General features: G+C 73.4%; 20 protein-coding genes. 6 read left to right on the top strand and 14 right to left on the bottom strand.

All coding sequences use genetic code 11. The annotated features are described in order from the left end of the window. Positions 1–13: 13 nt before the first annotated feature. The 8 genes from mtaB to D3273_RS00150 all read right to left on the bottom strand — a co-directional run bounded on the left by mtaB (position 14) and on the right by D3273_RS00150 (position 6,181). Complete coding sequence (mtaB, locus tag D3273_RS00185) at positions 14–1,246, bottom strand: tRNA (N(6)-L-threonylcarbamoyladenosine(37)-C(2))-methylthiotransferase MtaB (RefSeq protein WP_207210615.1); 1,233 nt, start codon at positions 1,244–1,246, stop codon at positions 14–16. After that, entirely contained in the window at positions 1,243–2,082 is an 840-nt protein-coding gene (dapF, locus tag D3273_RS00180) for a diaminopimelate epimerase (RefSeq protein WP_129222568.1), read from the bottom strand. Before dapF ends, mtaB begins: the two co-directional genes overlap by 4 nt. Positions 2,083–2,307: 225 nt before the next feature. Beyond that, the gene (locus tag D3273_RS00175) at positions 2,308–2,817 is read right to left on the bottom strand and encodes a CAP domain-containing protein (RefSeq protein ID WP_129222567.1); all 510 of its coding nucleotides are present in this window, start codon (positions 2,815–2,817) and stop codon (positions 2,308–2,310) included. A 13-nt stretch (positions 2,818–2,830) separates the two neighbouring features. Beyond that, complete coding sequence (locus tag D3273_RS00170; RefSeq protein WP_129222566.1) at positions 2,831–3,550, bottom strand: GyrI-like domain-containing protein; 720 nt, start codon at positions 3,548–3,550, stop codon at positions 2,831–2,833. A 102-nt stretch (positions 3,551–3,652) separates the two neighbouring features. Beyond that, on the bottom strand, positions 3,653–4,270 hold the full coding sequence (gene ureG, locus D3273_RS00165; protein WP_129222565.1) for an urease accessory protein UreG: 618 nt from the start codon (positions 4,268–4,270) through the stop codon (positions 3,653–3,655). Then, a complete protein-coding gene (locus D3273_RS00160; RefSeq protein ID WP_129222564.1) occupies positions 4,267–4,947 on the bottom strand; it encodes an urease accessory protein UreF in 681 nt (226 codons plus the stop codon). The genes ureG and D3273_RS00160 overlap by 4 nt, the downstream gene beginning before the upstream one ends. Beyond that, on the bottom strand, positions 4,944–5,648 hold the full coding sequence (locus D3273_RS00155) for an urease accessory protein UreE (protein WP_129222563.1): 705 nt from the start codon (positions 5,646–5,648) through the stop codon (positions 4,944–4,946). The genes D3273_RS00160 and D3273_RS00155 overlap by 4 nt, the downstream gene beginning before the upstream one ends. Positions 5,649–5,884: 236 nt before the next feature. Further along, entirely contained in the window at positions 5,885–6,181 is a 297-nt protein-coding gene (locus D3273_RS00150; RefSeq protein WP_129222562.1) for a putative quinol monooxygenase, read from the bottom strand. A 168-nt stretch (positions 6,182–6,349) separates the two neighbouring features. Here D3273_RS00150 and D3273_RS00145 point away from each other — a divergent pair, with 168 nt between their 5' ends. Continuing rightward, on the top strand, positions 6,350–8,749 hold the full coding sequence (locus tag D3273_RS00145; RefSeq protein WP_129222561.1) for a hypothetical protein: 2,400 nt from the start codon (positions 6,350–6,352) through the stop codon (positions 8,747–8,749). Between the two features lie 10 nt (positions 8,750–8,759). On the opposite strand, the gene D3273_RS00140 is transcribed toward D3273_RS00145, so the two are convergent. Then, a complete protein-coding gene (locus D3273_RS00140) occupies positions 8,760–9,380 on the bottom strand; it encodes a flavin reductase family protein (RefSeq protein ID WP_129222560.1) in 621 nt (206 codons plus the stop codon). A gap of 111 nt (positions 9,381–9,491) precedes the next feature. After that, on the bottom strand, positions 9,492–9,890 hold the full coding sequence (locus tag D3273_RS00135; protein ID WP_129222559.1) for a hypothetical protein: 399 nt from the start codon (positions 9,888–9,890) through the stop codon (positions 9,492–9,494). Between the two features lie 327 nt (positions 9,891–10,217). Here D3273_RS00135 and clpB point away from each other — a divergent pair, with 327 nt between their 5' ends. Beyond that, positions 10,218–12,857: an ATP-dependent chaperone ClpB gene (clpB, locus tag D3273_RS00130; protein WP_129222558.1), complete on the top strand. Its 2,640-nt coding sequence runs from the start codon at positions 10,218–10,220 to the stop codon at positions 12,855–12,857. A gap of 81 nt (positions 12,858–12,938) precedes the next feature. On the opposite strand, the gene D3273_RS00125 is transcribed toward clpB, so the two are convergent. Continuing rightward, positions 12,939–13,232 (bottom strand): hypothetical protein, encoded by a 294-nt coding sequence (locus tag D3273_RS00125; RefSeq protein WP_129222557.1) that lies wholly within the window; start codon positions 13,230–13,232, stop codon positions 12,939–12,941. Positions 13,233–13,320: 88 nt separating this feature from the next. Continuing rightward, the gene (locus D3273_RS00120; protein ID WP_129222556.1) at positions 13,321–13,839 is read right to left on the bottom strand and encodes an ankyrin repeat domain-containing protein; all 519 of its coding nucleotides are present in this window, start codon (positions 13,837–13,839) and stop codon (positions 13,321–13,323) included. A gap of 137 nt (positions 13,840–13,976) precedes the next feature. On the opposite strand from D3273_RS00120, the gene D3273_RS00115 reads away from it, so the two are divergent. The 3 genes from D3273_RS00115 to D3273_RS00105 all read left to right on the top strand — a co-directional run bounded on the left by D3273_RS00115 (position 13,977) and on the right by D3273_RS00105 (position 17,279). After that, entirely contained in the window at positions 13,977–15,614 is a 1,638-nt protein-coding gene (locus D3273_RS00115) for an ABC transporter ATP-binding protein (protein WP_245500910.1), read from the top strand. Beyond that, complete coding sequence (locus tag D3273_RS00110) at positions 15,611–16,828, top strand: phosphopentomutase (RefSeq protein WP_129222554.1); 1,218 nt, start codon at positions 15,611–15,613, stop codon at positions 16,826–16,828. Before D3273_RS00115 ends, D3273_RS00110 begins: the two co-directional genes overlap by 4 nt. A 106-nt stretch (positions 16,829–16,934) precedes the next feature. Next, complete coding sequence (locus D3273_RS00105) at positions 16,935–17,279, top strand: RidA family protein (protein WP_129222553.1); 345 nt, start codon at positions 16,935–16,937, stop codon at positions 17,277–17,279. Positions 17,280–17,288: 9 nt separating this feature from the next. On the opposite strand, the gene D3273_RS00100 is transcribed toward D3273_RS00105, so the two are convergent. Continuing rightward, complete coding sequence (locus tag D3273_RS00100; RefSeq protein ID WP_129222552.1) at positions 17,289–17,834, bottom strand: 2'-5' RNA ligase family protein; 546 nt, start codon at positions 17,832–17,834, stop codon at positions 17,289–17,291. A gap of 82 nt (positions 17,835–17,916) precedes the next feature. On the opposite strand from D3273_RS00100, the gene D3273_RS00095 reads away from it, so the two are divergent. Next, complete coding sequence (locus tag D3273_RS00095) at positions 17,917–19,233, top strand: MFS transporter (RefSeq protein ID WP_129222551.1); 1,317 nt, start codon at positions 17,917–17,919, stop codon at positions 19,231–19,233. Positions 19,234–19,264: 31 nt separating this feature from the next. Here D3273_RS00095 and D3273_RS00090 read toward each other — a convergent pair whose 3' ends face one another. After that, positions 19,265–21,040 (bottom strand): long-chain-acyl-CoA synthetase, encoded by a 1,776-nt coding sequence (locus tag D3273_RS00090; protein ID WP_129222550.1) that lies wholly within the window; start codon positions 21,038–21,040, stop codon positions 19,265–19,267. Positions 21,041–21,167: the final 127 nt, after the last annotated feature.

The following is a 21,167-nucleotide window of genomic DNA, read 5'->3' as shown; positions in this document are numbered from 1 at the left end:
GCAGCGCCGGCCTTCAGCCGTCCGCCCGGAGCTCCCGCCCGTCGTGGCCCGCGATTCGGACGGCGACGAGGCTCCCCGGCTCGACCCCGGCGCTGAGCCGCACGGCCGAGAAATCCTCGGTGCGCCCCCGTCCGCCGCGTTCCGCCAGCACGACGGCCCGCGTCCCGACGTGGCGGTCGAGGTGCCGGGCCAGAGCGGCCTCGCCCGCGGCCCGCAGCGCCGCGGCTCGCGCCTTTACGACGTCGCCCGGCACCGCCGGCATCCGCGCCGCGGGCGTGCCGGGCCGGGCCGAGTAGGGGAACACGTGGAGGTGCGCGATGCCGCAATCCGCCACCAGCGCCAGCGACTCCGCCGCGTGGCCCTCCGTCTCGGTCGGGAAGCCCGCGATGAGGTCGGCGCCGAAGGCGATCTCGGGGCGAAGCCTCCTCGCCTCGGCGCAGAACGCCACCGCGTCGGCGCGCGAATGTCGCCGCTTCATCCGTTTCAGGACGAGGTCGGCGCCGTGCTGCAGAGACAGGTGCAGGTGCGGCATGAAGCGGGGCTCGTCCGCCAGCACGTCGAGCAGGTCGCGGTCCGCCTCGATGCAGTCGATGGAGGACAGGCGCAGCCGCGGCAGGTCGGGCACCTCGCGCAGGATCCGCTTCAGCAGCGCCCCGAGCCGCAGGCCGCCGGGGGCCGCGTAGGAGGTGACGTCGACGCCGGTCAGCACCGCTTCGGCGGCCCCGCCCTCCACCAGCGCCCGGATCTCGGCGACGACGCGCTCGGGGGAGCGCGATCGCGACGCGCCGCGGCCGAACGGGATGACGCAGAAGGTGCAGCGGTGGTCGCAGCCGTTCTGGATCTCGACGAAGCCGCGCGTGTGACCGCCCGCGGCCCGCGGCCCGAACGACGCCGGCGGGAGGGCCGGGAAGGCATGGCCCGGCCGCGCCCAGGCGGCGGGCTCCGCCTTGCCGGCGTTGGGCAGCACGCGCGTCACCTCGGGCAGGGCGCGCAGCCCGGCGTCGATCTCGGCGGCGCAGCCCGTGAGCACGATGGCGGCGCCCGGCCGGTCGCGCGCGGCGCGGCGGACCGCCTGCCGGGCCTGGCGCACGGCTTCGGACGTCACCGCGCAGGAGTTGACCACCACGAGGTCGGTGTGGCCCGCCGCGGTGGCGACGGCCCGCATGGCCTCGGATTCGACGATGTTGAGGCGGCAGCCGAAGGTGACGACCTCGACGCCGCCCGCCTGCGCGGCGCGTCCCGTCACCACGCCGCCGTGGCGCCGGTCGCCGGATCGAGCCGGCCGCGGTGCTCCAGTTCCACCGGGCCGGTCATCATCAGGTGGCCGTCGGCCCGCCACGCGATGCCGAGTTCGCCGCCCGGCAGGGCCACGCGGGCCTGCCGCCCGGTGAGGCCGCGCAGCGCCGCGGCGGCCAGGGTGGCGCAGGCCGCGGAGCCGCAGGCGAGCGTCGCCCCGGCGCCCCGCTCCCACACGCGCAGGCGGATCGCGTCCGTCGCCCGCACTTCGGCGAAGGACACGTTGGCGCGGTCCGGAAACATCGGGTGGCGCTCGAACCGCGGCCCGAGCGCCGGCAGGTCGATCGCCGCGGCATCGGGGACGAAGAAGACCACGTGCGGGTTGCCCATGCCGACCGCCGCCGGCGCCTCCAGCCCCGTGCCGGCGAGCGCGTCGCCGAGATCGAGGTTCAACGTGTCGGCGGCTTCGCGCAGCGGGATCTCGCGCCAGCCGAAGTGCGGCGGCCCCATGTCGACCGTGAAGGACAGCGGCCCGTCGCGGCGGCACGACACGGCCGTGCCGTCGACGTCGAGCGCGACCGCGTCGCCGCTGCCCGTCTCGCCCATGAACCAGGCGACGCAGCGCGAGCCGTTGCCGCAGGCGCCGGCGCGCGAACCGTCCGTGTTGAAGATGCGCACGGCGGCGTCGACGCCCGCGCCGTCGGACAGCACCATCGCCTGCTCGAAGGCCAGGGGGCCGCGGCACAGGGCGCGCGCCATCTCGCCCGTGAGGGTGGGACTGGTGCCGCGCTCGTCCACCACCAGGATGGAATTGCCGGCCCCGTTCATCTTGGCGTAGCGGAGCATGCGAAACAGGTGGCACGGGCTGGGTGCCGGGACAACCCCGGCCCTTCGCGCCGCGGGAGCGACGGCGCTCGCTCGCGGGCCCCGGCGGTCGACACCCGCGGCCGCGGATGGTGTGCCGACAATGTCCTGAGCGGACCCCGCTTCCCCGCCCTCGTCCGGAAGGTCTCGAAGGGAGACGCCCGCCTCTTCAGGACGGGGAACGGCGAAGACAGGCCGCCGCCGGCATCAGTCCGTCATCACCAGCGCCCAGTAGGTCTTGAAGCGCGTGCCCGGCGCCGAAGCCGCCGCGATGCCGATGCGGCGGATCGGACGGAACAGCAAGTTGGCGTCATGGCCGGGAGAATGCTGCCAACCCAGGAGCGCGCGCTCGAAGCTGGGGTAGCCCGCCGAAACGTTCTCGGCTTCGGCGCCGCGCCGGATGCCTTCCGCGGCGACGCGCGCCGAAAGCTCGCCCGCCAGCGTGTGGCTCAGCGTGTCGGCCCGCGCCATGGCGTCCGCCTGGCGCTGGGCCACGCGGTTCAGCGCCGGATCGACCGACACGGCGCCGAGCCCGTGCGAGGCCCGGTACTGCGCAATGGCGCGCCGGGCCGCTTCGGCGTCGACCGGCAGCGGCCCTGCGCTGACCACCCTCGGCGCCGCGTCCGGCACCGGCAGGGCGGAACATCCCGCCAGCACCGAAGCGGCGAGGGCGAGGGCCGCCGCGGCCGGCGCGGCTCCGCGAAGGGGTCCCCTCAACGGAAGGGCCGCATCACTTCAGGAAGACGTAGATGTCGACTTCCAGCGTGTTGTCGTCGGAGCTCTTCGTGCGATTGAGGTATTCCTCGGCGAACATGTTCTTCGCCTCGAGGCCCTTCTCGTCGAGGTAGGCCGTGATGGCCTCGTAGGTCGAGTCGATATCGTCGTAGGCGCTGCGGTGCTGGAACTTCATCACCTTGCCGGCCGGCGACTGCCCGAAGGACTCGTCGGCGGGCATGTCGGCGGGCTTGGCGCCCGGGTCGGCCGCCACGGGCACCATGGCGGTGAACTTGAAGCCCGCGTCGTCGGTCTCGGTGAACACCGCCATCGGGCGGCCGGTCGGCTGGATCTTGTCCTTGGCGAGCTGCTCGTTCAGCTTGGTGAAGCTGTCGTTCAGCGCCTTGAAGCCGTCGTCCCAGGTGGATTGGCCGCTGACCTGCACCACCGGATGGGGCTGCAGCGTCATCGTCTGGCTGATGGTGGTGTCGGGCGGCGACGCGGGCGCCGCCGCGCTGCCGTCGGGCGCCGCGGGGGCGGGGGCGGACGTGGTGGGGCCGGTCGGTGCCGCGGGCGGCTGGGACACGGGCGGGGTGATCGGGGTGGCGGGCGCCGGGGACGCGGGCGCGGCCGGGGTCGTCGTGGTCTGCGCGCCGGCGATCGAGGCCGCGGCGGCGAGCCCGCCCGCCGCCACCGCCGTCAGGGCCAGGCGGCGAAGGAATCCGTTGAAAGCCATTCTGCTCTTTCCCGAGAAGGAATCGCGGCCGACCCGCGGCGACGCGGTCCGGCGCACCTTATCCGACGAACCCGCGGCGATTCAAAGGGACTTCGGTTCCGCTCAGGCCCCGAGGCCACCCTTCCGGTGGATGAAGTCGATCACCGCATCGACGCCCTGCCCGGACTTCATGTTGGAGAACACCCAGGGCTTGCCGCGCCGCATCCGCTCCGTGTCGCGTTCCATCACGTCGAGCGAAGCGCCGACATGGGGGGCGAGGTCGGTCTTGTTGATGACGAACAGGTCGGAGCGGGTGATGCCCGGGCCGCCCTTGCGCGGGATCTTCTCCCCGCCCGACACGTCGATGACGTAGACGGTGAGGTCGGCGAGCTCCGGCGAGAAGGTGGCGGCGAGGTTGTCGCCACCCGATTCGATCAGGATCAGGTCGAGGTCGGGAAAGCGCCGTTCGAGGTCGGCGACCGCAGCCAGATTGATCGAGCAGTCCTCGCGGATCGCGGTGTGGGGGCAACCGCCCGTTTCGACGCCGAGGATGCGGTCGAGCGGCAGCGCTTCGGCCCGCGCCAGGATCTCGGCGTCCTCCTTGGTGTAGATGTCGTTGGTGATGGCGGCGATCTCGTGGGTGTCCCGCAGCCGCCGGCACAGCTGCTCCATCAGCGCCGTCTTGCCGGAGCCGACGGGGCCGCCGATGCCCACTCTCAGGGGCCCGTGTCGCGATGTCATGAGCGGAACAGCCTCGAATACAGCGTTTCGTGCCGCAGGGCGGCCACGTCCGACCTTAGGGCACAGGCGCCGAGGTCGTCGAGCGTGGACCCTGCCGCGACGGCGCCGAGCCGCCGCGCTTCGGGCAGCAGCATCGCCGTGACGCGCTGGCCGTCGGTTTGGCCGATCGGCCCGAGCCGCACGGCCGCCGACACGAGGTTGGCCACGAAGCCGAGCGCCAAGGCTTCGAGGCTCGCCCCGAGCGGCAGGGCCGCCGTCCCGGCCGTCGCCCCGAAGGCCACCGGATAGGCCACGTCCTCGCCCGCCGGCAGGGCGGAACAATGCCCCTCCGGCCAGGCGCCGCGGATCGCGTCGGCGAAGGCGCGGCCGGTGCCGCCCGTTTCCAGCCGGCGCTCGCGCGACGGCGCCAAGGCCAGCCCGAGGTCGTTCAGCTCGGCCAAGGCGTTCCGGTCGCCCGCCGGGGCCAGCCGCCAGGCTTCGGCGGCCAGCACGGCATCCTGCCGCGCCGAGCCGTGGCGCAGGAGGTCGCCGATCCAGCACGCCAGGCCGTCGGCGTCACGCACGAGACCGTCGTCGACCGCGCTTTCGAGGCCGTGCGAATACGCGAAGGCGCCGACCGGGAAGGCCGGCGACAGCCAGGCGAGCAGTTGCAGCGGGAAAGCGGCGGCTTCGTTCAATGGTCGTGCTTGTGCTTGCCGTGCTTGTGGCCGTGCTTCTCGTCGTGATCCGCCGTCGCGTCGCCGTGCTTGTGCCCGTCGCGGCCGTGCTTGTCCTCCCCGGGCTTGCCGTGGTCGTGCTTGTGGCCGTCGTGCTTGCCGTGGTCGTGCTTGCCGTGGTCGTGCTTGCCGTGATCGTGCTTGTGGCCGTCGTGCTTGTGCTTGCCGCCCTTCGCGTCCTTCGGCCCGTCGCCGTGCTTGTGATGGTCGACGGTGGCGTGGCCGGCTCCCGCGTAGGCACCCCCTTCGGGGTCGAAGGGGGCGTCGATCGACACCACGGCGGCGCCGAGGCCGCGCAACATGTCCTCGATGACGTGGTCGCCGCGCAGCCGCAGCGCGTTGGGCATCACCTGGGCCGACAGGTGCCGGTTGCCGATGTGCCAGGCGAGGCGCACGAGGTCGCCCGGGGTGCGCCCGCGCACCTCGATCAGGGGCTCGGCGGCGGCCACCACCTCGACCACGCGCCCGTCGTCGAGCGCCAGCCCGTCGCCGCCGCGCAGCGCCACGGCCTCGTCGAGGTCGAGCAGGAATTCGAGGCCGCCCGTGCCCGTCATGGCGATGCGCCGGCGGTGGCGGTCGTCGAAGTCGAGCACGACGGCGTCGGCGATGGCGGTGCCGTCGGGCCAGTGGCCGCGGGGCAGGACTTTGGTGGCACGGATCAAGGGTTCATCCTCGTGGAGCTGCTGACGGAGCTGATGGATGGTGTGCGCCGCACACCGGCGCGCTCGGCGATCCGGCGCGGTCAGGACGATCGCCGCGCCCTTCACCGCGCCTGTCGGATCGCGATCCGCGGACCGGCCGCCGCACCTGCCGCGTCGCCCGCGTGGGACGCCCCGGGTGATCGCCGACGGGGAGCGGCCGTCCGCTGGCGGAGGGGGCCGGAGCCTCGTCGCGGAACCTAGAGGTCCTCGACCTTTTCGGGATGGATCACCTCGACCTTGCGGTCGACCACGTAGTCGGCCGACACGCGGCGCCATTCCTGCAGGTGCGGCGTGTCGAAATGCGCCGCCAGCGCGTCGCGCGACGCCCAGCGCTCCACGAAGACGAACGCGTTCGGCTCGGTGATGCTGCTGGTGAGGTCGTAGGACAGGCAGCCCTCCTCCTTCACCGTATGGGCGATCACGCTGCGCGCGGCTTCGAGAAAGTCGGCCCGCTTCCCGGGGTGGATGTGGACGGTCGCGATCACGTAGATCATGGCGTCGGGTCCTCTGGGTTCGGCGCCGCGGCGTCGGGCGCCGCCCCGGTGTAACGCCCGAGCGAGCGCTTCGGCAACAGGACCGGCGGGGCGCCGCTTTGTGCCGGCCGCGTCGAGCGGGTAAGGGGAGTTCGCGCCGGATCGTCGGCGACGGACGGCACCACGCGGATGACGGTCGGAACCACGAGAACCGGGCGCGCCGTCGGTCGTGCCGCCGTCACCGCCGCCGTGCTGGCGCTGGCCGGTGCCGCCCTGCTGTTCGTGCTGAAGCCGCTGTCGATCCAGTTGCCGGCCGGGGGCCGCGACGAGTCCTGGATCGCCGTGCTCGGCGAGGCGGCGGCGCGGTCGGCGCGGTGGGGCGTCGACATCACCTTCACCTACGGGCCGGCGTCCGAGCTCGTCACGCGCTACTTCACCGAAGGCTATCTCCTCCGCGCCGTCCCGGTCCTGTGCGGCCTCGCGCTCGTCCACACCTTCGCGCTGGCGCTGCTCGCCCGCGGGGCGGTGAAGGGGCTGCGCCACGGCGCCTGGCTCGTGCCGCTCGCCCTGGCCGCCGATGCCGCCGCCCTCGCGACGCAGTTGGCGCTCGACATCGACGCCTTCGTCTACGCGCTGGTCCTCGCCCTCCTGCTGCTCGACCTCGCGCGGGCGCCGAAGGACCGCGCCGCGGCCGCGACGGTCCTGTCGGGGGCGGCACTCCTCGGCGCGATCGCGGTGGCCAAGACGAGCTTCGGCGTCGCCGCGCTCGGCGTCTTCATCCTCGCCGATGTGCGCGCGGTGCTGGCCCGCCGTCGCGTCCCGGCCCTGTTGCCGGCCTGCCTGGCGGGCGCTCTGGCGTGCTTCCTCGGCCATGGCCAGAGCCTGGTCGACCTGCCCGCCTACCTCGACCTGCAGGGCCAGCAGGCGTCGGGCTATGGCGAAGCCATGTATCTCGCCTCGGACGGCGTCGAACTCGGCGCTTTCCTGCTCGGCGCCGCCGCGCTCGTGGCGGTCTCGGGCCTGGGCGGCTCGCCGGGGCGGGGCGGGCGTGTCGCCGCGGCGCTCGGCACGGCCTTCCTGTCCCTCGTCGGGCTCAAGGCCGGGTTCGTCCGCGCCGACACCCATACCCAGATCGCCTGGTCGCTGCTCGGGCAGGGCGGCCTCATCGTGGCGGTCGGCCTCGTCCTGCCCCGGTCGCGGCTCGGGGCGGCCGCGCTCGGCACGGGCGCGCTGGCCGTGCTGTGGGTCGCGGGGCCGCTCTTCCTGCTGGCCGCGACGGGGCGGGACGCATCCCTGGCCCATCTGCCGGACGTCTACACCGGCATGCGCGGCCAGCTCGCCGCGGAACTCGACGCCGTCGGCCGCTTCGCCCGGAGTCCGTCGGCCTTCGCCGCACGGGCCCGCAGCGACAAGGCCGCCGCATGGGCGGCCGCCGCGGCGGCCCGGCCGATGCCGCCCCTGTCCGGCACCGTCGACATGCTGCCGTCCGAGCAGAGCGCCGTCCTGGCGAACGGCCTCGACTATCGTCCGCGGCCGAGCTTCCAGGAATACCCCACCTACACGGCCGGGCTGATCGCCGCCAACGCGGCCTTCTACGCCGGGCCGAACGCCCCCGATTGGGTGATTTTCGGCATGGGCGAACTCGACGACCGCTACCCGGCCGCCATGGAGGGGGCGCTCTGGCCGGAGCTGCTGCGCCGCTACGAGCCGCGAACCCGCGTCGGCCCGTGGGTCGCGCTGCGGCGGCGTGCCGACCCGCTGGCCGACCCGCTGAGTCCTCCCGTCGCCGTCGAGACCGTGCTGGGCCGACCGGCCGCGCTGCCCTTCACCGGCCCCGTCTTCGCCCGCATGACGGTGCGCCCGACGCCGCTCGGCCGGGTCGCCGCAGTGCTGTTCCGCCCGCCGGCGCTGACCCTGCGGGTGACGCTGGCGAACGGGGACCGGCAGGACTACCGTTTCGTGCCCGCCATGGCGGCCGGCGGATTCCTGCTGTCGCCGCTGCTGACCGATGCCGACGGGTTCGCCGACCTCGCCCTGGGCCATGCCGAGGACACCGGCGGTGCCGACGTCACCGCCGTGGCGGTCGAAGGGGCGCCCTGGGCCCGGTTCTTCTACCAGCCTTCCGTGTCGGTCGAGCTGCGCCGCGTCACCGTGCCGGCCGCGGCCCCGAGCGCCGCGTCGGCGCCGCTGGTCGAAGACCTCGCCCGCGCCCTGCCGTGGCGCCGCCTCGTGCGCGCCATCGGCCGGGCCGGCCAGCTCGACGGAGACCGGCTGACCGCCCTGCCGCCGACGGCGCTGACGATCCCCGTGGCGGGCGCGCGGCGGCTGCGCCTGAAGTTCGGCATCTCCGACGCGGCCTGGACGGACGGCGCGACGAAGGGCGTGTGCTTCGCCGTCGCGGCCTCGCCCGGGGCGGTTCCGATCTGGCGGCGGTGCCTCGACCCCGCCGCGGTGGTGGCCGACCGGGGACAGCAGTCGGAGGACGTCGACCTGCCGCCGGGCCTCGCCGCCGTCACGGCCGAAACGAGCTGCCGGGAGGATTGCGCCTGGGGCTGGTCCTATTGGGGCGGCATCGTCCCGGAAAACTGAAACCCGGCCGTCAGCGCGGCCGCATCATCACGAACTTCTGCGCCTCGGACACCTTGAAATAGTCGCCGGGCCCGCCGCCGCGCAGGATCGGCTCGGCGGCGGCGGTCCGGTACACGCCGTCCACGATCAGCGATCGATCGATGTGGACCGCCACGACCTCGCCGAACACCATCCAGCTGTCGACGTCGCGGCCCGCCGCGGTCTTGAGCCTGACCAACTGGGTGAGCCTGCACTCGAAGGACACGGGGCTTTCGCCCACGCGCGGCGCCCCGATCCGCCGCGACGGCGCCGCGGTCAGCCCGGCGAGGTCGAACTCGTCGACGCCGGGGGCGACGGCGGCGCAGGACTGGTTCATCGCCTCGGCGAGGGCGAAGGTCGACAGGCTCCAGCCGAACTCGCCCGTCGCTTCGACGTTGCGGACGCTGTCCTTGTAGCCGATCGAGCAGAAGCCGACGATCGGCGGGACGTAGTTGAATGCGTTGAAGAAGCTGTAGGGCGCCAGGTTGCGGCGGCCGTCGCGGTCGACGCTCGAGATCCAGCCGATGGGGCGTGGCCCCACGATGGAGTTGAACGGGTCGTGCGCGAGGCCGTGGCCCGTCGCAGGCTCGTAGTAGTGCATGTCGTCGGCCATGGAACGCTCCCGGGTGCTCGATGGCCGGTGTCTAGAGCAGATCGCGATCCGGTGGAAACACCCGGGCGGGCGCCCGCCCGGGTCGGACGGCTTCGGGACGGCCTCGGCCCGTCAGGGCACCACGTCGACGTCGACCGTGATGTGGGACGTGCCGCGGATCACGCGGCTGTACATGATCTCCCCGCCGACCTCGAGCACGAACCGGTCCTTGCCGACATAGCCCTTCTGCGACTGGTATCCCCAGCCGTTGTAGCCCGACGTCCCCGCGCGCCCGTGCAGTCCCTGTTCGGAGATGCCGAGGTGGTTGATGCCGCCGGCGCTGACGGTGCGGCCGCGGCCTCCCTGCACGAAGGACACGCCGCAGACCGCCCCGCTCCTGACCACCATGGTGGTTTCGCCGTCGCTGCCGAAGCTCAGGTCGAACGGGGCGATCTGGCAGGTCGCCGCGGCGGCGGCGGGGCCGGACGCGAGGGCCAGGAGCGGGACGAGCACGGACCGGTGGAGGCGCAAGGCGTTCCCTTCCCAAATGATGTTGGGGGAAAGCTAGCGCACCTATCTTGGGTTGGAAAGCGCGTGTGCGGCCCCATCGCCACATCCGTTCCGGCGCACTGCCGGCTTCCGGCGGAGCCTTCCACGCCGGCGCTGGCGCCGGACCCGCCGAGGTCGCGTCGCGACGTCGCCGGGGAGTGTGTCTTTTTTGCCGATCGGGTGTTGTCGGGCCCTGGCGACGCCGTCCGCACACCCCCACATCGGGTGGAGCCGGCCGCCGCAACGGGGCCGGGCTTTATCGGACGATCCGCGCCGCTTCGGGGCCGGACCGCCATGGAGACATCAGCCATGAACTTCGAAAAATTCACGGAACGCGCCCGCGGCTTCGTGCAGTCGGCCCAGTCGCTCGCGACCCGCGAAGGACACCAGCAGTTCACGCCCGAGCACGTGCTCAAGGTGCTGCTCGACGACAACGAGGGCCTCGCCGCTGGCCTGATCGACCGCGCCGGCGGCCGCTCGCGCGAGGCCCTGCAGGCCACGGAAGGCGCGCTCGCCAAGCTGCCGAAGGTCGGCGGCAACGGCGCCGGCCAGCTCTACCTCGCCCCCGCCACGGCGCGCCTGTTCGGCGAAGCCGAGTCGATTGCCACCAAGAGCGGCGACAGCTTCGTCACCGTGGAGCGGCTGCTGCTCGCGCTCGCGATGGACAAGGGCGCGGACGCGGGCCGCATCCTCGCCGTCGCCGGCGTGACCCCGCAGACGCTCAACGCCGCCATCGAAGACCTCAGGAAAGGCCGCAAGGCCGACAGCGCGTCGGCCGAGAACGGCTACGACGCGTTGAAGAAATACGCCCGCGACCTGACGGAAGCGGCGCGCGCCGGCAAGCTCGACCCGGTGATCGGCCGGGACGAGGAGATCCGCCGCTCCATCCAGGTCCTGTCCCGCCGCACCAAGAACAACCCCGTGCTGATCGGCGAGCCCGGCGTCGGCAAGACCGCCATCGTCGAGGGCCTGGCGCTGCGCATCGTCAACGGCGACGTGCCCGAAAGCCTGGAAGACAAGCGCCTGCTGTCGCTCGACATGGGCTCCCTCATCGCCGGCGCGAAATATCGCGGCGAGTTCGAGGAGCGCTTGAAGGCCGTGCTCAGCGAGGTCACGGCCGCGAACGGCGGCATCATCCTGTTCATCGACGAGATGCACACGCTGGTCGGCGCCGGCAAGGCGGACGGCGCCATGGACGCGTCGAACCTGCTGAAGCCCGCGCTGGCCCGCGGGGAGCTGCACTGCGTCGGCGCCACCACGCTGAACGAGTACCGCAAGCACGTCGAGAAGGACGCCGCCCTGGCGCGCCGCTTCCAGCCCGTCTTCGTGTCCGAGCCCACGGTCGAGGACACGGTGTCGATCCTGCGCGGCTTGAAGGAGAAGTACGAGCTCCATCACGGCGTCCGCATCACCGACGCCGCCATCGTGGCCGCCGCCACGCTGTCGAACCGCTACATCGCCGACCGCTTCCTGCCCGACAAGGCCATCGACCTCGTCGACGAGGCGGCGTCGCGCCTCCGCATGCAGGTCGACTCCAAGCCCGAGGAGCTCGACGAGCTGGACCGTCGCATCGTGCAGCTGAAGATCGAGGCCGAGGCCCTGAAGAAGGAGCCCGACGCCGCGTCCCAGGACCGGCTCGGCCGGCTGGAAGGCGAGCTGCGCTCCCTGCAGGAGAAGTCCGACGCGCTCACGCTGCGGTGGCGGTCCGAGAAGGACAAGCTCGGCACGGCGCAGAAGCTCAAGGAGGAGCTCGAAGCGGCCCGCAACGAGCTGGTCCAGGCCCAGCGCCGCGGCGAATACCAGCGCGCCGGCGAACTCACCTACGGCGTCATCCCCGATCTCGAGAAGAGGCTCGGCGAGGTCGAGGCCAAGGGCTCCGAGGTGCTGGTGTCGGAGGCCGTGACGGCCGACAACGTCGCCCAGGTGGTGTCGCGCTGGACGGGCGTGCCGGTGGACAAGATGCTGCAGGGGGAGCGTGACAAGCTCCTCGCCATGGAAGGCGTGCTGGCCCGGCGCGTCGTCGGCCAGGCCGAGGCGGTGAAGTCCGTCGCGACAGCGGTCCGCCGCGCCCGCGCCGGGCTGCAGGATCCGAACCGGCCGATCGGCTCCTTCATGTTCCTCGGGCCGACCGGCGTCGGCAAGACGGAACTCACCAAGGCGCTGGCCTCGTTCCTGTTCGACGACGAGACCGCCATGGTCCGCATCGACATGTCGGAATACATGGAGAAGCATTCCGTCAGCCGGCTCATCGGCGCCCCTCCCGGCTACGTGGGCTACGAGGAAGGCGGGGCGCTCACCGAGGCGGTGCGGCGCCGGCCCTACCAGGTCGTGCTGTTCGACGAGATCGAGAAGGCGCATCCGGACGTGTTCAACGTCCTGCTGCAGGTGCTCGACGACGGGCGGCTGACGGACGGGCAGGGGCGCACGGTCGACTTCCGCAACGTGCTCATCATCATGACGTCGAACCTCGGCTCGGATCATCTCGCGGCTCAGAAGGACGGCGAGGACACCGCCAAGGTCCGCGAGGACGTGATGGGCGTGGTGCGGGGCCACTTCCGGCCGGAGTTCCTGAACCGCGTCGACGAGATCATCCTGTTCCACCGGCTGCGCCGGGACAACATGGCGGCCATCGTCGACATCCAGTTCGGGCGGCTGCAGCGCCTGCTGGCGGATCGCAAGATCACGCTCGACCTCGCGCCCGCAGCGCGGGCCTGGCTGGCCGACAAGGGCTACGATCCGGTCTACGGGGCGCGCCCGTTGAAGCGCGCCATCCAGAAGGCGGTCCAGGACCCGCTGGCCGAACTCATCCTGGCGGGCGAGGTGCGGGACGGCGCCAACGTGCCGATCGAGGCGGGCCGCGACGGGTTGCGCATCGCCGGGCATGGCGCCGAGCCGGAGGAGCCGGCCGAGGAGGAAGGCCGCGTGGTGAGCTTCCCGCGCGGGGTGTGACGCCCGCGTTCCGCCTGCGGAGGGGGCCGGCGTCCCACGGGCCCGTAGCGCGACCGCCCGGTTCCCGGGCGGTCGCCGCCGTTAGTCGACGGTCTTCAGGTCCTTCAGGTCGACGGTGCCGCCGGCGTCGCTGAAGGTCGCCGATCCGCCGTTGGCCTGCTGCACGCCGCTGATGGCGTGGTCGCCGGTGTCGTAGGTCTTGGTCTTCCCGTCCGTCTCGACGACGAGGCGTTGCTTGTCGGGGAAGAAGGCATAGCGCATGCCGTTCTGGGCGCCGCTCGACGAGGGGCTGCCGAGGTCCTTGGGCCACCAGGCGTCGCCGCCGTCCATGGGCTCCATGGGCTTCATGGGTTCCATCGGCTTCATCGGTTCCATGGCGTCGCGCCTCCTGGTCCGCCGCGCTCCGCGGCCTCGAAGGCGCAAACGCGCGAGCGCGGGATCGTATCCGCGCCGGTGCGACGCTTCAGCGCTGCCGCAGCTTCGCCGCCGTCTGGGTCGCCCCCATGCGGTCGGCGAGGTCCTGGGCGGTGAGGCCGGCGGCGTCGCGGGCGTCCGCGTCGGCCCCCCGGGCCATCAGCAGGTCGAGCATCTCGGTCCGGTCGAACATGGCCGCCATCATCAGGGCCGTCTTGCCGTCCGGCCCGCAGCCGTCGACCGCGGTGCCGGCATCGAGCATCGCCGCCATCACGGCGCCGTACCCCTTGAAGGCCGCGGCCGTGAGCGGGACCTGCCCGCGGTCGTTGGCGCGGGTCGCGTCGGCGCCGCGCGCCATCAGCGCCCGCACCGTGTCGACGTGGCCGTGATACGCGGCCAGCATCAGCAGCGTGTCGCCCTTGTCGTTGGTCAGGTTGGCGGGCAGGCCCGCGGCCAGCAGCTCGTTGAGCTCCGGCGCGTGCCCGAGGCGGGCGAGCTGGAACACCTTGCCGGCGAAGGCGATCGTGTCCTCGTCCAGGGCGGGGCGGGCGGCGGTGGCGTCGGTCATGGTCGTTCCGGATGGGGGCGGGTCTCGCCGCTGAGATAGTTCGCCCGCGCCGCGCCGGCCAGCCGCCGGAGATGGCGCTTGCGGCTTCCGTTCCGAAGGGGGAAGGATCGGCCGCCCTTCCACCCCGAGACTCCGCCTTGCCCGACGCCCCGACCTCCGAGCCCCTTCTGTCGGTCCAGGACCTCGCGGTCGGCTTCACCCAGGGCGGCCGGACCACGCGCGCGGTGGACGGCGTGTCCTTCGCCCTGCGGCGCGGCGGAACGCTGGCGCTGGTGGGCGAGTCCGGTTCCGGCAAGTCCGTCACCGCCATGTCGATCGCGCGGCTGTTGGAAGCGTCGGGCGCCGAGGTGCTCGGCGGCCGCATCCTGTTCGCCGGGCGCGACCTCCTGGCGGCGTCGGAGGCCGAGATGCGCCGCATCCGCGGCCGCGCCGTCACCATGGTGTTCCAGGAACCCATGACGTCGCTGAACCCGCTCCACACGATCGAGACGCAGATCGGCGAGATCCTGGAGCTGCACGGCTTGAGCGGCGGCGCGAAGCTCCGGCCCCGCATCGTCGAGCTCCTGGGCGAGGTCGGCATCCCCGACCCGGCGTCGCGCCTCGGCGCCTTCCCGCACCAGCTGTCGGGCGGGCAGCGCCAGCGCGTCATGATCGCCATGGCGCTGGCGAACCGCCCCGACCTCCTCATCGCCGACGAGCCCACGACCGCGCTCGACGTGACCGTGCAGGCGCAGATCCTCCGGCTGCTGAAGGACCTGCAGGCGAAGCTCGGCATGGCGATGCTGTTCATCACGCACGACCTCGGCATCGTGCGGCGGATCGCCGACGACGTCTGCGTGATGCAGAAGGGCCGCATCGTCGAGGCCGGCCCGGCCGCGCGCGTGTTCGGCGCACCGGAGCACGCCTACACCCGCATGCTGCTCGCCGCCGAGCCGAAGGGGCTTCCGCCCGCCGCGGATCCGGCCGCCAAGAGCATCCTGAAGGTCGACGACCTCAAGGTGTGGTTCCCCATCCGCCGCGGCTTCCTGCGCCGCGTCGTCGGCCACGTGAAGGCCGTCGACGGCATCTCGCTCGACGTGCGCGAGGGCCAGACCGTCGGCGTCGTGGGCGAATCCGGCTCGGGCAAGACGACGCTGGGCCTCGCCATCCTGCGGCTGATCCGCTCCGAAGGGCCGGTGAGCTACCTCGGGCGCCGCATCGACGGGCTCGACTCCGGCGCCATGCGGCCCCTGCGCCGCGACCTGCAGGTGGTCTTCCAGGACCCCTACGGTTCGCTGTCGCCGCGCTTGAGCGTCTTCGGCATCGTCGAGGAGGGGTTGGCGATCGGGCGCAAGCTCTCCTACGCCCGGCGCCGCGACATCGTCGCGAAGGCGCTCGCCGACACGGGCCTCGATCCCGGCAGCATGGACCGCTACCCGCACGAGTTTTCCGGCGGTCAGCGGCAGCGCATCGCCATCGCGCGCGCCATGGCGCTGGAACCGAAGTTCGTGGTGCTGGACGAGCCCACCTCCGCCCTCGACATGTCGGTCCAGGCCCAGATCGTCGACCTGCTGCGCGACCTGCAGCGGCGGCGCGGCCTCGCCTACCTGTTCATCAGCCACGACCTCAAGGTCGTGCGGGCGCTGGCCACCGACATCGTGGTGATGAAGTCGGGACGCGTCGTCGAAGCCGGGACGGCGGCGGACGTGTTCGCCAACCCGGCGAGCGACTACACGCGCGCCCTCTTCGCCGCGGCCTTCGACGCCGAGGCGGTCCCGGGGGGGATGGCGCCGTGACCCGCGCGGTCCTGCTCGTCCTCGACTCGGTGGGCATCGGCGGCGCGCCCGATGCCGGCGCCTACGGCGACGCCGGCGCCGACACGCTCGGCCACATCGCCCGAGCCTGCGCGGAGGGGCGCGCCGACCGCCCGGGCCTCAGGGCCGGCCCGCTGCGCCTGCCGAACCTGGACGGCCTCGGCCTCGGCGCCGCCGCGGCGCTGGTGGCGGGCGGCGTGCCGCCGGGCCTCGCCGAAGCCGCCGGGCCGGGCGCCGCCTGGGGCTTCGGCATCGAGGTGTCGGCCGGCAAGGACACGCCGTCGGGCCATTGGGAGCTGGCGGGGGCGCCGATGCAGGGGCGGTGGGGCTATTTCCCCGCCACCGACCCCTGCCTTCCCCCCGACCTCGTCGCCGCGATCCGCGCGGAAGCCGGCCTGTCCGGCATCCTGGGCGACCGCCACGCGTCCGGCACGCTGATCATCGACGACCTCGGCGAGGAGTCGCTCAGGACCGGCCTGCCGATCCTGTACACTTCCGTCGATTCCGTGCTGCAGGTCGCCGCCCACGAGGACGCCTTCGGGCTCGACCGGCTTTACGCGCTGTGCCGCACCGCGCGGCGGCTGTGCGACCCGCTGCGCATCGGCCGGGTGATCGCGCGACCCTTCACGGGGTCGGACGCGGCCTCGTTCCGCCGCACCGGGAACCGCAGGGACTACGCCATGCCGCCGCCGCCGGGCACGGTGCTCGACCGCTGCGCCGAGGCGGGCCGCGCGGTCGTCACCGTCGGCAAGGTGGCCGACATCTTCGCCCACCGCAACACCGGGCTGGAACTGCACGGCGACGGCAACGACGCCAACCTCGACCACCTGCTCGGCGCCCTGCCAAGCCTCCCAGACGGCGGCTTCGCCTTCGCCAACCTCGTCGACTTCGATTCGGAGCACGGCCATCGGCGGGACGTCGCCGGCTACGCGGCCTGCCTGGAGCGCTTCGACCGGCGGTTGCCGGAGCTTCTCGCGGCGTTGCGCGACGGCGACCTCCTCGTGATCACCGCCGACCACGGCAACGACCCGACGTTCCGCGGCACGGACCACACGCGCGAATGCGTGCCCCTCCTGGCCTTCGGTCCCGGCGCCGGATGCGGGCCGTTGGGCCGGCGGGGCTTCGCCGACGTCGGCGCCACGATCACGCGGCATCTCGGGCTCGCCCCGACGGCCAGCGGCCGGGCGTGGCCCTGAGGGCGGGGACGGTCGCGCCCGTCGCCGCCCTTGCATCGCCGTCCGCCATTGGCCAGGAAGGCCGGCATGCCGCGCTTCCCGCGCGCCGCCGCCGAGATCCCACACCATGATCAAGCGCTACAAGACCGGCCCCCGCATGTCGCAGGCGGTGGCGGCCGGGGGCACGCTCTACCTCGCCGGGCAGGTGGCCGACGACGGCCGCGGTTCGATCGAGGCCCAGACCCGCGAGGTCCTGGCCAAGGTCGACGCGCTCCTCGCCGAGGCCGGGTCGGAGAAGGCGAAGATCGTCGCCGTCAACGTGTTCCTGTCCAACATCGCCGATTTCGCAGCCATGAACACCGTCTACGACGCCTGGGTCGACCGCGCGAACCCGCCCGCCCGCGCCTGCATCGAGGCCCGCCTCGCCGACCCCGACCTCCGCGTCGAGATGACCGTCGTGGCGATGCTCTGACGCGGGCGGTCAGGAGCCGGCACCGTCCCCGAAGGCGAAGCGCCCGGCCTCCTCCCAGGGGCCGCCGCGGTAGTGCCACAGCGCCAGGCCGACGACCGTGCCGGAGATCGGCAGCAGCGCGTCGAGCCGCCCACGGGCGTCGCGCGCCTCGTCCGACGACACCTTGTTCTGGATGGTGGCGTGCGGCTTGTAGCCCTGCCGGTCCTGCGCCGTGAGTCTGTCCTTCCAGGCCGCCGCGAAGCCGGCGCGGAGCGTCACCAGCCCCGGGCACTCGATCTCGAAGGCCACGCCGCGGCCGAGGAAGCGCGTCCTCGCCATGGTGAAGGGCAGGGGCGCCGAGGCCGCGCAATCGGTCCGCATCCGCTCCACCACGGCGCGCAGGTCGGCGCCGGGCAGGTGGTGGAACAGGGTGGCGTGGGCGGGCACGCGGTTCTGCGCCGCCGGGAAATAGCGCCGCCGCAGCCCGTCGAGCGTGTCGAAGCTGTGCGGATCGAACAGGGCCGTCATGATCAGGGGATCGGGCTCGGGCGCGGTCGACGGGCTATGGTGGGTCATCGGCGGTCTCTCCTGATCGCCGAACGGCCGGCTCCGCTCCCACATAGGGCCGAAGCGACGCCCGCCGAACCGGAGAACCCCCGTGCTGCGCCCGTATGACGCCGACACCGCCGCGGACGTCGCGGCGCCGAGCCTCGATGCCGGCTCGCTGCCCGACGCGGCGGGCCTGGCCGGAGGCCCCGCCGCGCCCGCGGCGCCCGACCTGCCGCGGAACCGGGTGGGCTCCGCCCGCTACGTCAGGGCGAGCCTCGCGCTGTTCCTCGCCGGCTTCGCCACCTTCTCGCTGCTCTACTGCCCGCAGCCGCTGCTGCCGACGCTGTCGCGCGCCTTCGCGGTCGACGCCGCGGCGGCGTCGCTGTCGATCTCGGTCGTGACCACCTTCCTGGCCCTGTCGATCGTGGGTGCCGCCACCCTGTCGGATCGCAAGGGGCGCCGGTCCGTGATGCTGCTGTCGCTGCTGCTGGCTTCGGGGCTGAACGCCGTGGCGGCCTTCGCACCTTCCTGGCCCCTGTTCCTCGCCGCCCGCGCGCTCGAAGGCGTGGCGCTCGGGGGCGTGCCGGCGGTCGCCATGACCTATCTGGCCGAGGAAACCGAGGCCGGCGGCCTCGGCCTCGCCATGGGGATCTACGTCGGCGCCACCGCGGTGGGCGGCATGGGGGGGCGGGTGATCACCGGCCTCGTCGCCGAACACGCGGGCTGGCGTGCCGCGGTGGCGACCATCGGCGTGCTCGGGCTCGTCGACGCGCTGGGCTTCGTCCTCCTCCTGCCGCCGTCGCGCCACTTCCGCCCCCGCGCCGTCGACCTCCGCACGCAGGCGCGCGCCTTCCGGGCGGCGGTGGCGGACCGGCGGCTCCTGCTCGTCTACGCCTTCGCGTTCCTGGCGATGGGGGGCTTCGTGGCGGTGTACAATTACGCGGGCTACCGGTTGGAAGCGCCGCCCTATTCGCTCGACCAGGCCCAGGAGGGCCTGATCTTCACCCTCTACCTGCTCGGCACATTGTCCTCGACCCTGGCGGGCACGCTGGCCGACCGCATCGGCCGCGCGCCCGTGATGGCGCTGGGGCTCGGGGTCGCGCTGGTGGGCGCCGCCGCGACCGTGTTCGCCCCCCTGGCCGCGGTGGTGTTCGGCATCGCCCTGGTGACGGTGGGCTTCTTCGCCGGCCACGGCGTGGCGAGCGGCACCGTCGGGGTGTTCGCGGGCGGCGACAAGGCCCAGGCGGCATCGCTCTACCTGCTCAGCTACTATGCGGGGTCGAGCGTGCTCGGCACGGTGGGGGGCGTCTTCTGGTCGGCCGGCGGCTGGCCGGGCGTGGCGGGCTTCGTCGCGGCGCTCTTCGCCGGCGCGGCGGCGCTGGCGGGCGCCCTGCACCGTCGCGTGCGGGCGCAGGGCCGGGCCTGAACCGCCGCGATCCGCGGGAGGTGGCCTCGCGTCAGGCCCGGAAGGTGCCGTCCGCGATGCGCGCGTGCAGCGCCGCGTCGACCGGCACGTAGGCCCCGGCGGAGCGGTCGTCGACGTAGAGCGGGTCCGGCACGGCGGCGGGGTCGAAGCCGTCGCGGACCAGCGGCGCCTTGCGGTGCTTGAACGTGTCGGTGCTGTCGATGGCGGGCTGCAGCCGCAGGAACACCGGCCGCGCATAGGCGGGCAAGCGCGACGCGAGGTGGAGCCGCAGCGCCGCCAGCGAGAACCCCTCGCCGGTCACCAGCGCCGCCATGCCGGCGCGCCCGTCCCGGTGGGGCACCGCCACGCCGTAGACCGTGGCCTCGACCACGCCGGGCGCACCCGTCAGCGCTTCGGCCACCTCGGTGGTGGCGACGTTCTCGCCGCACCACCGGAAGGTGTCGCCGATCCGGTCGACGAAGAAGAAGAACCCCGCCGCGTCGCGCCGCATCAGGTCGCCGGTGCGGAACCAGCGGTCGCCGGGCGCGAACACGTCGCGCAGCACCTTGGCGTCGCTGTCGGCCCGGTCCGTGTAGCCCTCGAAGCGGCCCGCCCCCTCGGCGTCGCCGATGAGCCCGACCGCTTCGCCGGCCTCGTCCGGCGCGGCCCGGATGCAGAACCCGTCCGCCCCCCGCGAGGGCAGACCGGCCTCGACGTCGAAGCGCAGGATGGCGGCGGGGAAGCGGTGCGCCAGGAACGGCGGCACGCGGCCGATCGAGCCGGGCCTGCCCTCGACGTTGACCAGCGAGAAGCTGCCCTCGGTGGCGGCGTAGAACTCCATGATCTCCGGCACGGCGAACCGGTCCCGGAAGTCCTCCCAGACGTCGGGCCTCAGCCCGTTGCCGAGGCCCAGGCGCAGGCGGTGGGGGGGCGGCGCGGAGCCGGCGGGCGCCGCCGCCAGCAGGTAGCGGCACAGTTCCCCGATGTATTGGAACAGCGTGCAGTCCCAGCGTGCCACGTCGGTCCAGAACCGGGACGCGGAGAAGCGCTCGGCGATCACCACCGATCCTCCTGCCGCCAGGACGCAGCCCGGCGCCACGACGCCGCCCACGCTGTGGAACAGGGGCAGGCAATCGTACATGCGGTCGTCCGGCCCGAGGGCGGCGAGGCCGGCGAACCAGCGGCTCCACGTCACGATCCTCCGGTGGCTGACCACGGCCGCCTTGGGCAGGCCGGTCGTGCCCGACGTGTAGATCAGCAGCGCCCGGTGGGACGGGCGCAGGGCGACGCGCTCGCCCGGCCCGAGCGGCTCGCCCGACAGCGCGGCGAGCACGCCGTCGAAGGCCGGGTCGTCGCGGACCCAGGCGCGGGGCGCGGCGTCGAGGTGGGGCAGGGCGCCGGCGAACCGTTCCGCCAGCGACGCCGCCACCACCACGTGCTCGGGCCGCGCCACCGCGACGCAATGGGCGAGCGACGCGCCGACGAGGCTCGTGTTGAGCAGCGCCGTCGCGAGCCCGGCCCGGGCGATGCCGATCCAGGCCGCGAGGTAGTCGGGGCGGTTCGGCATCATCAGGCCGATCGTGCTGCCGGGCGCGAGGCCGAGCGACAGCGCCCAGCGGCCGTAGCGGTTCGAGCGTGCCGCCAGTTCCGCGTAGGTCAGCGTTTCCGCGTCGGACAGCAGCGCCGGGCTGTCGCCCCGGCTCAGCGCCATCGCGTCGAGGAGATCGGGGAAGGTGGGAGCCTCGGGACCGTCGAGGCCGGCGGTCAGTTCCAGCGCCCGCAGCCAGCGCTTGGTGGCGGAAGGGCGGGCGGCGGGGGACGGGATCATGGGGCGCGGCTCCGGGCGGGCGGCCGATGCCGCGCCTCCAGTCTCGGCCGAGGGCCCTGATTTTGGATGAAAACCGCGGCGCCGCGATGCCGTCATGGTTATCGCGCTCCGACGTTGCCGAACTGTA

The sequence above is a fragment of the Lichenibacterium minor genome, assembly GCF_004137685.1.
Taxonomy (GTDB): Bacteria; Pseudomonadota; Alphaproteobacteria; order Rhizobiales; family Beijerinckiaceae; genus Lichenihabitans; species Lichenihabitans minor.
The sequence above is the reverse complement of the archived record's forward strand: the minus strand, read 5'-3'. Positions and strand labels throughout refer to the sequence as shown.